Genomic DNA, 13,597 nt, shown 5'->3' with positions numbered 1-13,597 from the left:
TGGAAGGTGTCTATGTCGGAAGCCGTGGAGTACGACGTCGTGGTGCTCGGCGGGGGACCGGCCGGCGAGAACATCGTCGACCGGACCTGCGCCGCCGGGCTTAGCACGGCTCTCGTCGAGAGCGAACTGGTCGGCGGCGAGTGCTCGTACTGGGCCTGCGTGCCCAGCAAGGCGCTGCTGCGCCCGGTCCTGGCCCGCGCCGACGCGCGCCGGGTGCCGGGGCTGGCGGCGGCCGCCGAGGGCCCTCTGGACACGGCGGCGGTGCTCGCGCACCGCGACTACTGGACCGGTGACTGGAAGGACCAGGGCCAGATCGACTGGCTCGACTCCATCGGCGCCCACGTCTACCGGGGCCACGGCCGCCTCTACGGGGTCCGCAAGGTCGCCGTCACCAGCCCCGAGGGCGAGCACCACGTGCTGTCGGCCCGGCACGCCGTGGTCGTCGCCACCGGCACCCGGGCCGTCGTCCCGGACCTGCCCGGCATCGCCGGCGCCCGCCCGTGGACCAGCCGCGAGGCGACCTCGGCGCAGGCGGTCCCCGGCCGGCTGCTGATCGTCGGCGGCTCGGTGGTGGCCGCCGAGATGGCCACCGCCTGGCAGGGCCTCGGAGCGCAGGTCACCATGCTGGTGCGCGGCTCCGGGCTGCTGCCGCGCATGGAGGACTTCGCGGGGGAGCTGGTCGCGGACGCGCTGCGCGAGGCCGGGGCGGTGATCCGTACGGACGTGGTCGTCGAGGCGGTCGTACGGGACGGCTCGACCGGGCCCGTCCGGGTGGTGCTGGAGGGCGGCGAGAGCCTGGAGGGCGACGAACTGCTGATGGCGACGGGCCGGGCGCCGCGGACCGACGACATCGGGCTGGAGACCGTGGGCCTGCCCGTCGGGACGTGGATCGACGTGGACGACAGCTGCCGGGTGCCCGGCCACGACTGGCTGTACGCCGTCGGGGACGTCAACCACCGGGCGCTCCTCACCCACCAGGGCAAGTACCAAGCGCGGATCGCGGGCGCCGCGATCGCCGCCCGCGCGGCCGGCGCCCCGCTGGACACCGGCCCCTGGGGCGCGCACACGGCCACCGCCGACACCCGCGCCCTCCCGCAGGCCGTCTTCACCGACCCGGAGGCTGCCGCGGTCGGCCTGACCCTGGCCGAGGCCGAACGGGCCGGCCACCGGGCGCGCGCCGTCGACTACGACCTGTCCAAGGTCTCCGGCGCCGGGCTGTACGCCGACGGCTACCGCGGCCGCGCCCGGATGGTCGTCGACCTCGACCGCGAGGTCCTCCTCGGTGCCACCTTCGTCGGCCCGGGCGCGGCCGAGCTGGTCCACGCGGCCACCATCGCGGTCGCGGGGGAGGTGCCGATCGAGCGGCTGTGGCACGCGGTTCCGGCCTTCCCGACCATCAGCGAGATCTGGCTGCGGCTGCTGGAGACCTACCGGGGGTGAGGCCGGGGGCGCGGCGCGCCCCTCGGCCGGTCATCCGGCGTTCATTCGGCGATCTCGGTGCGTTCCCACCACTCGTAGACGGTGAGCCGCTCCTGCGGGCCGTCCTGCTGCCGTGAGGTGGGCTTGAAGTGCTCGTATCCGCCGCGGTGCGGGACCTTCAGGTCTTCTCCGGGCGAGGCGATCGGGACGATCCGGACCGGGAGATCGTCCGGGCCGCCCTCCAAGGCTGCCTTGTTCGTCATGGCCCCAGTGTTCCCACGCAGGGGGCCGTGCGCATCACGAGGCCGCTCGACCCGGTCCGCCTGAGTGCCTGATCTATATCCCTGATTTCGAGGTGTTCGGGGCCGTAGCCTGTAGTGGTGTCCGAGGGTTCCGGGCGGCCCGGAGTGCGGGTGTGTGGGGGCTGCGGTGACCGGTTGAGGCCGGCCGCGCGGCCGGACGCGGGGTGTTCTGCTCGACGGCGTGTCGTGCCAGGTCATGGCGGCGGCATCGTCGGTTACGGCGCCGGGTGATGGCGGAGTTGAACGGGGCGTACACCGAGGGCCTGCCGCTGTTCGTGATGGTCAACCCGGCCGACATCACCGACCGCGACGCGGCGAAATAAGTCCTGTTCAGGCTGCGGCTGATGCACCCGGAGATCACAATCGTCTGGGCCGATTCCGCCTACGCCGGACAGCTCGTGACCTGGGCGAAGAAGTACCTGAACCTCACGGTCAAGACGGTGAGCCGGCCGAAAGACGCAAAGGGATTCGTTGTCCTGCCCCGCCGCTGGGTTGTCGAACGGTCGATCGCCTGGTCATGCACGCCCGTAGGCACGCCCGGGTCTACGAACGGCTGATCCAGCACTCCGAGTCGCTCATCACCTGGGCCGCGATTACGCTGATGACCAGGCGAATCACCCGCCGCACCTCCCGCCGGAACGGCCAGCCCGCCTCCCGCCAAGCCCAGCGGGACTGACCACAGTCACCGCCGCGACCGCCAGCCCCACCTTCCGACTCATGCATCCCCGCATGGACCTGAACGGCCCGTCAGCATCTCATCCGAGCCGGTAGCCGACGGCGGTACCTCGACGACGAAGAACAGGAAGCAGGTTTTGGTCGAAAGGTTATGGAAGTCGTCGGGGAACAGTTCACGGGCGGCCGGGTCGGGCTGCGGCTCGCTGATGACGGAAAGGCGGAAGCCGGCGGTGGTGAAGGCATCGGTCATCGCCTGTAATGACCTGCGCCAGAATCTCATCGGGATGGACTGCCCGCCGAACGTCCAGTCGAAGGCATAGCTGGTGGTCGCAAAATAGTCGGGCCGAGGATCCTGGATCGTGTAGGCCACGAAAGGGTGATCCACCGACGCGATCAGCCGGCCGCCAGGCTTCAACACTCGCCGCAACTCGGCCAGCGTCGGCCCCCAGTCCTCCAGGTAGTGCAGCACCAGCGACGCGACCACATCGTCGAACGCACCGTCGGCGAACGGCAGGCGGTCCCTCAGGTCGACCACGTGCAGGTCCGCGTCGTCACCGAGCCGCCGCCTGGCCAACGCCACCATCTCCGCGCTGGCGTCGATGCCGCTGACGACTGCACCGCGATCGCGTAATGCAGCGGTCAGAGGGCCCGAGCCGCAACCGGCGTCCAAGATCTGACGACCAGCCACGTCGCCAGCGAGGGCCAACATCGCGGGCCGCTCGTAGTACGCGTTCACCAGGCTGTTCTCGTTCTCCGACGAGTACGCCTCGGCGAAGCTGTCATAGTCATTCGCCTGGGCCAGGTCTGCCGGCTGGTCGAAACTCTCGGGCACGTCGGTTAAGTGTTCCATCGTCGCAGCCTAGTCACATGATCCGCTGGACAGACCCTGGCCCCAAGCTACACGCGGGCACATCCGTCATGCGCGGATCAGGAACAGGTACTGACCCGGTCCGGAACCGGAGGGAGGCGTGGTCGGCGTACCACCCCGGAGGTGCACTCGACATCCGCGCGCCGACGGCGCCCGGCCGGCTCCGCCTCGGCCGCCACCTCGACGCGTACGGTCACCGACGGCGCGGCCACCTTCAACCTCGGCGTCACGGCCTCCCGGCCCGTCAGAACGTGGCGGTCACCGGCAGTGGCTTCAACACCGCCAAGGGCACATACGTCGGCCACTGCGCGGTCAACGGCGCATGGTGCGAACAACCCCACCCCCTGTCTGGGCGGCTCCGACCAGTCCGGCACCACCGACACCTTCGGCGGGGCCCTGACCAACACCTCCCCGTACGGTCCGGGCGGCACCTTCAGCGTCACCATCCACGTCAAGGCCGACCTGGGCGGCGGTCAGATCTCCGGCGAGACGGTCCAGTGCGCCATCATCACGCGCGCCAACCACTCCAACTCCGCCAACCGCACGTACGACGTCCACGGCCCGGTGACCTTCAAATGGGCGGTCTCTAGCGGAACTTGCTTGCGGCCGGTCACCCGACCGACCCGTCGACGAGGAAGTCATGGCACCCCGACACCCCCTCACCCCCGGCCGCCGCACGGGCACCGCCTCCGCTGTGCTCGCGCTCGTGCTCGCCTCGGCCGCCGGGGGGTGAGGGGGCCGACGTACCGCAGGGCGCCGTCGCGTACCGGCCGGTGGCGCTGTTCACCACGGGCGGCAAGCCGCGCGACCTGCTGCTGCACCCCGACTTGAAGAAGCTGTACGTCGGTTCGGACGACCTGCCCGAGACCGCCGAGGTCAACGAGGGCGGCCTGCACGTCCCGGGCCCCGCCGACGGCAGACCGCGCAGCAGCGTCGGCCAGGCCCCTGGTCCCACCGGCACGCTCGGCCGGCGGGCCGTGCACCGGCTCATCGCCCCGCTGCCCGGCGACGGCGCGGTCTTCGTCTATCCGCCGCGGCATCGGAACCGCCAAGGACGGCGACGCCGCGGCCGCGGGCGCGTGGCTGCCGGGGGCGGCCGTCCGACGCCGCCCCCGGGCTCACCCCCTCGAAGGTGCTGGTCGCGCAGGGCTCCGTACGCTCGGAGGTCGCATAGCCAGCGCGACCGTGAAGCGTTCGGTGACGCTGGCGGGAGGCGAGGAGTTCGCGGTCGACGCGGCGCTCGCGGCGCGGTCTGGTTCACCGACATCGGCAACCGCCGCATGTACCGCGTCGACACGGCCACCTTCCAGGTCGGTTAGACCGTCGACCTCCCGGCGGGAAAGGGATTCGGCGGGTTCACGGGTGGACCCCGAGACCGGCGCGGTGTGGGTCGGGCTGGACACCTTCCGTCGTACTGCCCGGAAACCACAGGCAGTTGGCCAGCGCGGCCATGGCCGTCGAGCCCGGCGGCGCGGTCGTCTTCGTATCGGACCCGGCCGGGGCGAAGGTCACCCGGCTGGAACGGTCCACCTCCCCGAAGGTCACCCGCAGTCCGGCGGACCGGTCCGTCACCGCGGCGCGGAGGTCTCGCTGACCGCGCAGGCCGAGGGGGCCCCGCGGCCCACCGTCGCCTGGCAGGTCAGTACGGACGCGGGCCGGAACCTGGCGGGCCGTGCCCGGCGCGACCTCGCCGACCCACACCTTCACGGCGGCGGCCTCCCGCAACGGCAGCCGGTACCAGAGGAGTTCACGATCGACGCCGGAGCCGCCCGCACCGAGGCGGCCACGCTCACCGTCACGGCCGCGGACACCACGACCGGTGGCGGCCCGTCCACTGGAGGGACGGGCGACGGCTCAGGCACGTCCGGGAGCGCGGCGGGGGGCACGGCAGGCGGCTCGGGCGGCGGCTCGGGCGGAGGCGCGGCCGACAGCGCCGGCGGCTCGGCCAGTGGCTCAGGCGGCGCGGGCGCCTCGGGCGCCTCGGTGGGCGGTACGGGCGCAGCCCCCATCGGCGGTGCGCTCGCCTCCACCGGATCCACGGTGGCCTCCCTCGCCGCGGTTGCGATCGTCCTCACGGCGGGCGGCCGGGTGCTGGCGCACCGCACGCGTCCGCGGAGGAACGCCTGAGCACCGCCGTGGGCCCCCTGTTGAATGGGTGTCGAACGCATCTCTCGACCAGAGACGAAGGAGACACCGCTCGTGATCGTGATCGCCCACCTCAGCGACATCCATCTCGACGGCGGCCCGCGGGCGGCCGACCGCACCCGCGCCGTCATGGACTACCTCGACGGTCTGCCGTACGACTTGGACGCGGTGCTGGTGAGCGGGGACATAGCCGACCACGCCGCCCCGGCCGAGTACGAGGAGGCCGCCAAGCTGCTGCGCTCGCGGCACCCGCTGGTGGTCTGCCCCGGCAACCACGACGACCGGACCGCCTTCCGGCAGGGCCTGTTGGGTGAGCCGGCCCCGTCGTCCTCGGCGCCGGTCGACCAGGTGCTGCGCGGCCCCGGCTTCGTGCTCGCCGTGTGCGACTCCTCCGTTCCCGGCGCCGACCACGGTCTCCTGGAGGAGTCCACCTTGGCCTGGCTGAACGGCGTACTGACCGACACTCCGCGGGAGACCCCGGTCCTCGTCGCCTTCCACCACCCGCCCGTCCCGCTGCACACCCCGTACGTCGATGAGATCCGCCAGTTCGGGGAGGAGCGGCTCGCCGTCCTGGCCGAACGGCACCCGCACCTCACCGCGTTCCTGTGCGGGCACGCGCACACCGCGGCCGCCACCACCTTCGCGGGGCGGCCCGTGCTGGTGGCGCCGGGCGTGGTCTCCACCCTGCGGCTCCCGTGGGAGCACCCCTCGGCCGCCTCCGAGCACGTGCACCTCGACGAACCACCCGCCGTCGCCTTCCACTTGATCGGCGACGACGGGCGGCTGACGACCCACTACCGGGTGGTCGCGGACCGCCGGTAGCTGCTCCCGTCACGGGTCCGCGTCAGCAGGCCCGAGGTGATCAGATAGCGCCGCAGCGCCGAGCAGTCCTCATGCACGGTGCGCAGCGCGTCGTTCACCTCGGGCTCCGTGTACTCACGGTCCACCGTGAAGAGGGTCTCCGCGAGGTGGACGAGCAACTGCTCGCGCCGGGCGGCCCTGCGCGGGATCGCGAGGAGCCGTCCGCCCGAGAAGAGGTCCCCGACGTCCCGTCGCTCCTTGCGCGGGGCGGTCTGGTGCTGGTGTTCGGTGCTCTCAGACATGAGGGCGAGCTTGACCGCCCGGCTCCCCGGCGGGCAACGGAATTTCGGGTTCGAAGGCCTTCAGGGAGTCCTCGCCGCCCGTCCACCGGACGTCGAGCTGTTGGCGGACCAGGAGCCAGCCGTCCGGGCCGCGCCGGAAGTCCCATGCGTACGCGCCGCCCATGGAGTAGGTCGCTGAGGTCGTCCCGGGTGCGGTGACGGCGACGAACCACATGTAGCCGATGCCGCTCGCCCGGTCCCCCTCCACCTCGAACTGCGCGTTCAGGATGTGGTGTTGCATGCCCGGGTAGGGCGCTTCCGCCTTCTCCACCTTCGCCCGGATCGCCTCCTTCCCGTGCGTCTCGCCCCACGGCCCGAACTCCAGCACCGCCTCCTCGGCCCAGCAGTCGATCCAGGTCTGCCAGTCCTTGCGGTCCAGTGCCCGCCAGCCGCGGACCAGAAGGGTGCGCAGAGCCTCCTTGTCCTCCAGGTTCCGCAGTCTCCGGACCAGGCCGTCGTACGCGGAGGCCGTGGGCGCCGCCTCGGCGCCTTCCCTCCCGGTGGGCTTCACCTCGGCGCCCTCCCTCCCGGCGGCGGTCACCGGGCGCTCGCGACCGGGCGGACGACGATCTCGTTCACGTCGACCTGCGGCGGCTGGGCAACGGCGTAGGCGATCGCGTCCGCGATGGCCGAGGCCGGCAGCGCCACGGCGCGGTAGGCCTTCATCGCCTCCCTCGCCTGCGGATCGGAAATGCCGTCCGCGAGCTCGGACTCGGTCACGCCGGGGGAGACGAGGGTCACCCGGACGTCACCGGCGGACTCCTGCCGCAGGCCTTCGGAGATCGCGCGGACGGCGTACTTGGTGGCGCAGTAGACGGCGGCGGTGGGGGAGACCTCGTAGGCGCCGATGGAGGCGACGTTGACGAAGTGCCCGCCGCCCTGTGCGCGCATCACGGGCAGGGCGGCGGCGATCCCGTGCAGGACGCCGCGCACGTTCACGTCGATCATGCGGTCCCACTCGTCGGTCCTGAGCGCGGCCAGCGGCGACAGGGGCATCACGCCCGCGTTGTTCACGAGGGCGTCGATCCGGCCGTACTCGTGGACCGTCGCGTCGACGAACGCGCGCGTGTCCGCGGCGTCGGTGACGTCCAGCGTCCGGAAGGCGGCGGTGCCGCCCGCCGCGGTGATCTCCTCGACCAGTCGCTCCAGCCTGTCGGTGCGGCGCGCGCCGAGCAGGACCCGGTGCCCGTCCGCCGCCAGACGGCGTGCCGTGGCCTCCCCGATGCCGCTGCTCGCACCGGTGACGGCGACGGTCCTCGTCCTGGTCATGGCGGTCTGCTTCATGTCTGTTCCTTCTTGTGGACGGCCTTCTTGTGGACGGCCTTCTCGCGGACGGCCTTCTCGCGGACGGCCTTCTCGGGGACGGCTTTCGGCCGCCTCGTCCTCCGGAGTCTGGGCGGCGGCGGAAGGAGGGACCAGGACGGGCTGTGCCTGGGTACGGCGCACCCGGGCACGCGCCGGCGGACCGGTCTAGCCTGGCGTGATGACCGGCAACGCCCTCGGGGGCTTCCTTCGCGCGCACCGTGCACGGCTGCAGCCCGACGACGTCGGACTGGCCTCCTACGGCCCGCGCCGGGTGGCCGGACTGCGGCGGGAGGAGGTCGCCGTCCTCGCCGGCATGAACTCCGACTACTACGCCCGCCTGGAACAAGGCCGCGAGCAGAGCCCCTCGCCACAGATCCTCGAAGCGATCAGCACTGCCCTGCGCATGGACCACGAGGCGCGCGACCACCTGTTCCGGCTGGCGGGCACCCTGCCGGACGGGCAGCACACCCGGCCGAGGGAGACGGTCAGCCCGGTGCTGCGCCAGTTGCTGGACGGGTACGCGAACACCCCGGCGTTCGTCCTCAACCCGGCGCTGGACCTGCTCGCGGCCAACAGCCTGGCGGACGCGCTCTTCTCACCGTTCGAGAAGGCGGACAACCTCGCCCGCATGACCTTCCTCGACCCCGCGGGCCGGGTCTTCTACGCCCAGTGGCGCCGGGCGGCCGAGGCGGTCGTCGCCGCCCTGCGCCAGTCCACCGGCCTCGTGCCGCACTACCCGCGCCTGCGCGAACTGGTGCGCCTGCTCACCGGGACGAGCGAGGAGTTCGCCGCGCTCTGGTCCGCGCACACCGTCTACGGGAAGACCCTCGACGCCAAGGCGCTGGTCCACCCGGACGTGGGGGCCCTGTCCCTCACCTACCAGTCCTTCGACGTGCGGGGAGCCCCCGGCCAGCAGGTGGTCATCTACCACGCCGAACCGGGCAGCCCCAGCTCCCACGCGCTCTCCCTGCTCGGCAGCCTGAACGCAACCGGCCCGACCGGCACCGGAGTTCACCGGGACGGACGGGCCGGGGCCTGAGCGTGCGCGAGCGGAGGGCGGGGGCGGTCGGGGTCAGGGGCCGACAGTGATCTGCTGCGCCGGATCGGTGGCGTCGGCGACCCGGTAGACCGCGGTGAAGGTGGACGAGGTCGCGCTGGTGGGGCAGCCGAACCCGCCGGTGACCTTGACCGGTACGGAGGCGTTGGTGAAGGCCAGCGTGGACGGGGCGCCGTTGGCCCAGGTGCCGCCGACGTTCGCCGGGGCCGTGGGGGCGGCGGTGACCGTACAGGAGGCGAGCCCGGTCGTCTTGACCACGAGGCCGCCCACCGGCAGGCCCATGGTGGCGGTGATCGGGGAACCGTCCTGCATCGACACGGTCCAGGCGCCGGAGGTCGTGACCGTGGGGGTCACGCCCGGAAGGCTGGAGGTGCAGGAGCTGTACGTCGGCGCGGAGATCGGCGAGGACACCGGCCCGGCCGGGTTGCTGTTGCCGGGGGCGGCCGGCACCGTGCCGGTGGCGACGGAGACCGTACAAGTCACCGTGACCGAACCGGCTTTGAGGGTGGCCTTGCCGGTGAGGGTGGCCTGGAAGGCGTGCCCGGCCGGGGTGACGGTGGTCGACCCGGCCGCGGGTAACGGCGCGGCGGTGACGGGGGCGGTGACCGCGCCGAGCGCGAGGGCTCCGGCGGCGGCCGCCCCGAGGGTGAGCGCGGTGCGCGAACGGCTCATGGCTGTGCTCCTTGGGGATCGTGGTGCGAGGTGGGGGGAGGGGGCGCGGCGGCCGCCGAGGCGCCCACGGCGGACTCCGCGTTCCCGGTGCCAGAAGTGGACTTCGCTGCGGACTCCGGATCCCCGGCGCGCGGGGCCGCGCGCGGGGCGGCGTACGGCTGCCACGCGAACATCAGGCCGCCGCCGAGGATGCCGAGCAGGGTGCCGATCAGGAAACCGCCCAGGTTCGACAGGACCAGCGCGGCCGTGGCGATCAGGGTGGTGAGGACGCCCGCGAGCATGCGCTGGGCGGGAGCGAACCAGGTGGTGAGGCCGAGCACGATCATCACGATGCCCATCAGGACGGACGGGATCCCCGCCACCCCCTGCTGGAGCATGATCTTCAGCGGCGCCAGCGGCAGGACGCAGATCCACGCCCCGGCGAGGATCGCGAGCAGCCCGCCCCAGAAGGGCCTGCTGCGCCGCCACCGTTGCCACCGCCGCCGACGGCTCAGAAGCATTCCTTCTTGCCCTTGCTGATGTTCATGCTGAGCCCGGAGAGCTTGAAGGTGCCGGCGTTGGTCGCCCACGCCGTCTGCTGGAGATCGCTGATGCGGACCGTGTCGGCCTGCTGGGCGAAGAGGTCCTGCATGCCCTGCGCTTCGGCCGGCCCCTTGTCGAGGGTCGAGGCGTCCCGCCCGATCTCGATGTTGCTGAAGACGGCGTCGCCGGCGAGCTGGGTCGCGTCGACGAACAGGTTGCTCGCCTCCACCGGGGTCTTGCGGCCGGCGGTGAGATTGAGCGAGATGTCACCGACCACCGGGAGCGTGGTGACCACGGACTGGCAGAGGTCGTGGAGCTTGGCCTCCCGGATGGCGGTGACGGCCACCGGGATGAGCTCCTCGCGGGCGTTGACGTCGACGCTGCCGTACTGGGCGAAGCCCTCGCCCTCCAGGCTGCTCGCCGAGACCTTGAACTGCTGGCCCGAGACGGCGAACGAAGCGGCCAGCGCGCCCTGCGCGAGGGCGATGCCGAGGCCGGCGGTCACGGCGACGGCGGGGACGGTCAGGGCGGCGAACCGCCGCCAGCGAACGCGGCCGGACCCACTGCGCTCGTCGGACGAAGGGTCGGATAAATGGGGGGAACCGGTCATGAGATCGTCCCTTATTTCGGCTGTGCACCGTTGTTACCGACGAGTTGAATGTAAGAGTGCCAATGGAGGTTGGCAAGGTTGTGCGAGCGCACCCTTTGAGCCGACTCCTACTGCTCCGTACGCAGCAGTTCGGCGACCTCCGCGTCCACCCGCCGCGCCATCGCCCGGGCGAACTCCGTGGCCACGACCTCCCCGGCCACCGGCCGCAACGCCGCCACCGCCGCCGTGATGTGCTGGAGCTGCGTGGCCGAAAGTCGCTCCAGACCCTCCGCCCCCTCCGCACCGATCACGTGCCGCCGGAACAGCCCGACGAACCGGTCCGCGACCGTCGCCGCCTGCGTCTGCACGAACTCCCCGACGTCCAGGATCTCCGCCAGCGGCACCCCCAGCCGCACCAGCGTCAGCGTCGCGTCCAGCAGCCGCCGGCTCGGGTGCGTGACCCGGTCCCCGTCCACCGTCACGTAACCCAGCTCCGCCGCCCGCCGGGTGTCCGCCGCGGTCGCCGTCGGGCCGAACACCTCCCGCAGCTCGGCCCGGGTCATCGTCACCGGCTCCTCCTGCACCCAGTCCCGGGTCATCTCCCGTTCCAGGCCCAGCAGTCGGGACAGGCCGCCGCCCTCCTCCCAGGCCTGGAGCAGCTCCGCGATCCCGTTGACCGTGTAGCCGCGCCCCAGCAGATCGCTGATCAGGCGCAGCCGGGTCAGGTGGTCGTCGGAGTACCAGGCGATCCGGCCCTCCCGGCGCGGCGGCGGCAGCAGCCCGCGCTCCTGGTAGTAGCGCAGGTTGCGCACCTTGACGCCGGCCGCCCGGGCCACGTCCTCCCGGCGGTAGCGCCCGCCACCGCTCCCGTCCTCCACCTGGCTGCTCACGGGCCAGAGTGTAGGAGCTACCGACAGGTCACATCGGCGGGTCACACGGGCAGGTCACGCGGGCCGCGGACGATCCTGCTTGACCGCCCGCAGGACCACGAACTTCGGCTCGCTCGCGACGACTTCGCTGTTGCCGAAGAGCCGCCGCAGATGGGTGTGGTAGCCCATGTGCCGGTTCGCGACGATCCACAGCTCGCCGCCGGGCCGCAGCACCTTGCGCGACTGCGCGAACATCCGCAGCGCCGTCGCGTCCGTGGTGGCCTGGTGGGAGTGGAAGGGCGGATTGCTCAGCACCAGGTCCACGGACGCGGGCGGCAGCATCGCCACTCCGTCGCCGACGAAGAACTCCGCCGTACGCCGGCCCTCGCGGACGTTCGCCCGGTACGTGGCCTGCGCGGAGGCGACCGCCTGGTACGACTCGTCGGTGAAGACGACCTCGGCGTCCGGGTCGTGGACCTGGACCGCCGTGCCGACGACGCCGTTGCCGCAGCCCAGGTCGACGACCCGGGCCCCGTCGGTGTTGGTCGGCAGGTTCTGCAGGAAGAAGCGGGTGCCGACGTCGAGCCGGTCGGCGCAGAAGATCCCGGCGTGGTTGACGACGGTCAGGCCGGAGCCCGAGCCCGCGTCCTCGTCCACCGTGTACGTCAGCGGCCACGGGCCGGGGGTCGTGGGGCGGGTCGCCCCGGGGGTGCCCGGCGTACAGAAGATCAGCCGGGCCTTCTTCTCCGCGAGCGAGGTCTTCGTGGGGCCGAGGATCTTCTCGAAGAGCCGCAGCGTCGAGGTGTGGATCTCCTTGACCATGCCGGCGCCGACCACGACGGTGCCCGCGTGCACGTGCGGGGCCAGCCGGTACAGCTGGTCCTCCAGCAGGGCCAGGCTCTTGGGCACGCGCACCAGCAGGACGTCGATCTTCCCGGGCGGCGGATCCTGCGTGGTCAGCAGGGTCACCGTGGCCTTGGCCGTCCCGATCCCGTTGCGGTCCAGGTTGGCCGCGGTGGCGGAGCGGGTGAGGGCGGAGTCGGTGATCTGCGTCGGGTGGTACGCGGCGAGCGCCGTCGTCAGCGTCCCCCAGCGGTCCCCGAGCACCGTGATCTGGCCGGCGGAGGCCAGGTCCACCGGCCCGCGCTCCCCGGTGCCGGAGTCGAGGTGGCGCAGCAGGTACTCGTCGGCGGCGTCCCACGCACGGAGCCGGTCGCGCGGGTCCTCGGGGAAGCGGGTGAGCTCGTAGGAGCCGAAGGGTGTGGTCAGGCGGTTCATATGAGCCCCAGGCTATCCGAGCCGACCACCGGACCCCACACGCACCGGGGCCGAACACCCGAACGCACCGCCCCCGACCTGCCACGGCGCGCCGGTCCGACGGGCCGCGGGGGCGTACGGGGCCTGCGCAGTACGGGGGCGAGCTCGTGCCTCGGCATCAGCGGGCCCTGCTCGCCTGCCCGTGAGGCAGGGCATTCGACAGCCGGAGCCGGCTGGCCGCTACCGGCGGGGCCGGGCGCGCACCCGCGGAAGCCCGGCGGCTCCGCACTCGCCGGGCCTGGCGGGCTCGGTACTTGCTGAGCCTGGCGGGTCCGCACTCGCCGGGCCTGGCGGGCTCCGCACTCGCCGGGCCTGGCGGGCTCGGTACTTGCCGGGCCTGGCGGGCTCCGTACTCGCCGAGTCTGGCGGGCTCCGCACTCGCCGTGCCCGGCGGCTCCGCACTTGCCCAGCCCGGCGGCCGCCGCACGCGGAGCGCGGCAGGGCCGCACATGCCGAGTCTGGCGGCGGCCGGAGGCGGAGCCCGGCGGCCCACTACGCGCAGAGCTCGGCGGCGCCCGCTGCCCGGGGCGAGCCGCCCGCAGGCGCGGTCATGGCGTCTGCCTGCGCGGAGTCGAGCCGCCTCAGCCGGGGGCGCACCTTCGCATACGCGGAGCGTGGCGGGCCCGTACGCGCCGGGTCGGGCGGCCTGCCTACGGCGGGCGGGCCCTGCGGGTCCCGGGCAGCCTCATGTGCGATGGGGCCCATGCGCGGGGGC

At 72.7% G+C, this 13,597-nt stretch carries 15 protein-coding genes and 2 pseudogenes; 7 read left to right on the top strand and 10 right to left on the bottom strand.

The annotated features are described in order from the left end of the window. The first annotated feature begins 12 nt into the window (after positions 1-12). A complete protein-coding gene (locus tag IF88_RS0132855; RefSeq protein WP_030720877.1) occupies positions 13-1,440 on the top strand; it encodes a dihydrolipoyl dehydrogenase family protein in 1,428 nt (475 codons plus the stop codon). 41 nt (positions 1,441-1,481) lie between these two features. Here the strand turns inward: IF88_RS0132855 and IF88_RS0132850 are convergent, their stop codons facing one another. Further along, on the bottom strand, positions 1,482-1,682 hold the full coding sequence (locus tag IF88_RS0132850; RefSeq protein WP_030720875.1) for a DUF5988 family protein: 201 nt from the start codon (positions 1,680-1,682) through the stop codon (positions 1,482-1,484). 293 nt (positions 1,683-1,975) lie between these two features. On the opposite strand from IF88_RS0132850, the pseudogene IF88_RS41205 reads away from it, so the two are divergent. After that, positions 1,976-2,343: pseudogene (locus IF88_RS41205) on the top strand (transposase); the annotation flags it as partial. A gap of 93 nt (positions 2,344-2,436) precedes the next feature. On the opposite strand, the gene IF88_RS0132840 reads toward IF88_RS41205, so the two are convergent. Beyond that, a complete protein-coding gene (locus IF88_RS0132840; protein ID WP_051837945.1) occupies positions 2,437-3,246 on the bottom strand; it encodes a class I SAM-dependent methyltransferase in 810 nt (269 codons plus the stop codon). Between the two features lie 141 nt (positions 3,247-3,387). Between IF88_RS0132840 and IF88_RS49705 the strand changes: the two are divergent. The 4 genes and pseudogenes from IF88_RS49705 to IF88_RS0132825 form a co-directional block, all read left to right on the top strand. Further along, a pseudogene (locus tag IF88_RS49705) lies at positions 3,388-3,837 on the top strand (hypothetical protein); the annotation flags it as partial. A gap of 200 nt (positions 3,838-4,037) precedes the next feature. Beyond that, positions 4,038-4,583 (top strand): hypothetical protein, encoded by a 546-nt coding sequence (locus IF88_RS42505; RefSeq protein ID WP_051837943.1) that lies wholly within the window; start codon positions 4,038-4,040, stop codon positions 4,581-4,583. Between the two features lie 43 nt (positions 4,584-4,626). After that, a complete protein-coding gene (locus IF88_RS46885; RefSeq protein ID WP_158754710.1) occupies positions 4,627-5,391 on the top strand; it encodes a hypothetical protein in 765 nt (254 codons plus the stop codon). Positions 5,392-5,463: 72 nt separating this feature from the next. Next, on the top strand, positions 5,464-6,231 hold the full coding sequence (locus IF88_RS0132825; RefSeq protein WP_030720868.1) for a metallophosphoesterase: 768 nt from the start codon (positions 5,464-5,466) through the stop codon (positions 6,229-6,231). Here the strand turns inward: IF88_RS0132825 and IF88_RS0132820 are convergent. From IF88_RS0132820 to IF88_RS0132810, 3 genes are read right to left on the bottom strand one after another with little or no spacing between them, the layout of a single operon-like run. Continuing rightward, positions 6,204-6,512, bottom strand: coding sequence for a DUF2087 domain-containing protein (locus IF88_RS0132820; protein ID WP_030720866.1), 309 nt, complete (start codon positions 6,510-6,512; stop codon positions 6,204-6,206). The genes IF88_RS0132825 and IF88_RS0132820 overlap by 28 nt on opposite strands. Then, the gene (locus tag IF88_RS0132815; RefSeq protein ID WP_051837957.1) at positions 6,505-7,062 is read right to left on the bottom strand and encodes a nuclear transport factor 2 family protein; all 558 of its coding nucleotides are present in this window, start codon (positions 7,060-7,062) and stop codon (positions 6,505-6,507) included. Before IF88_RS0132815 ends, IF88_RS0132820 begins: the two co-directional genes overlap by 8 nt. Before the next feature lie 26 nt (positions 7,063-7,088). Then, entirely contained in the window at positions 7,089-7,835 is a 747-nt protein-coding gene (locus IF88_RS0132810) for an SDR family oxidoreductase (protein ID WP_107050681.1), read from the bottom strand. A gap of 199 nt (positions 7,836-8,034) precedes the next feature. Between IF88_RS0132810 and IF88_RS0132805 the strand changes: the two genes are divergently transcribed. Next, positions 8,035-8,895, top strand: a complete 861-nt coding sequence (locus IF88_RS0132805) for a helix-turn-helix transcriptional regulator (protein WP_030720858.1) — start codon at positions 8,035-8,037, stop codon at positions 8,893-8,895. Positions 8,896-8,928: 33 nt separating this feature from the next. On the opposite strand, the gene IF88_RS0132800 is transcribed toward IF88_RS0132805, so the two are convergent. From IF88_RS0132800 to IF88_RS0132780, 5 genes are all read right to left on the bottom strand, one after another. Further along, complete coding sequence (locus IF88_RS0132800; protein WP_030720856.1) at positions 8,929-9,585, bottom strand: hypothetical protein; 657 nt, start codon at positions 9,583-9,585, stop codon at positions 8,929-8,931. Beyond that, a complete protein-coding gene (locus IF88_RS0132795; protein WP_051837939.1) occupies positions 9,582-10,085 on the bottom strand; it encodes a DUF6114 domain-containing protein in 504 nt (167 codons plus the stop codon). The genes IF88_RS0132800 and IF88_RS0132795 overlap by 4 nt, the downstream gene beginning before the upstream one ends. Then, positions 10,076-10,717: a DUF6230 family protein gene (locus IF88_RS0132790; RefSeq protein ID WP_030720854.1), complete on the bottom strand. Its 642-nt coding sequence runs from the start codon at positions 10,715-10,717 to the stop codon at positions 10,076-10,078. Before IF88_RS0132790 ends, IF88_RS0132795 begins: the two co-directional genes overlap by 10 nt. A gap of 107 nt (positions 10,718-10,824) precedes the next feature. After that, positions 10,825-11,586, bottom strand: coding sequence for a MerR family transcriptional regulator (locus IF88_RS49180; RefSeq protein ID WP_267884542.1), 762 nt, complete (start codon positions 11,584-11,586; stop codon positions 10,825-10,827). Positions 11,587-11,640: 54 nt separating this feature from the next. After that, positions 11,641-12,834: a methyltransferase gene (locus IF88_RS0132780; protein ID WP_037807918.1), complete on the bottom strand. Its 1,194-nt coding sequence runs from the start codon at positions 12,832-12,834 to the stop codon at positions 11,641-11,643. Between the last annotated feature and the right edge of the window lie 763 nt (positions 12,835-13,597).

The organism is Streptomyces sp. NRRL F-2580, assembly GCF_000720115.1.
Taxonomy (GTDB): Bacteria; Actinomycetota; Actinomycetes; order Streptomycetales; family Streptomycetaceae; genus Streptomyces.
The sequence above is the reverse complement of the archived record's forward strand: the minus strand, read 5'-3'. Positions and strand labels throughout refer to the sequence as shown.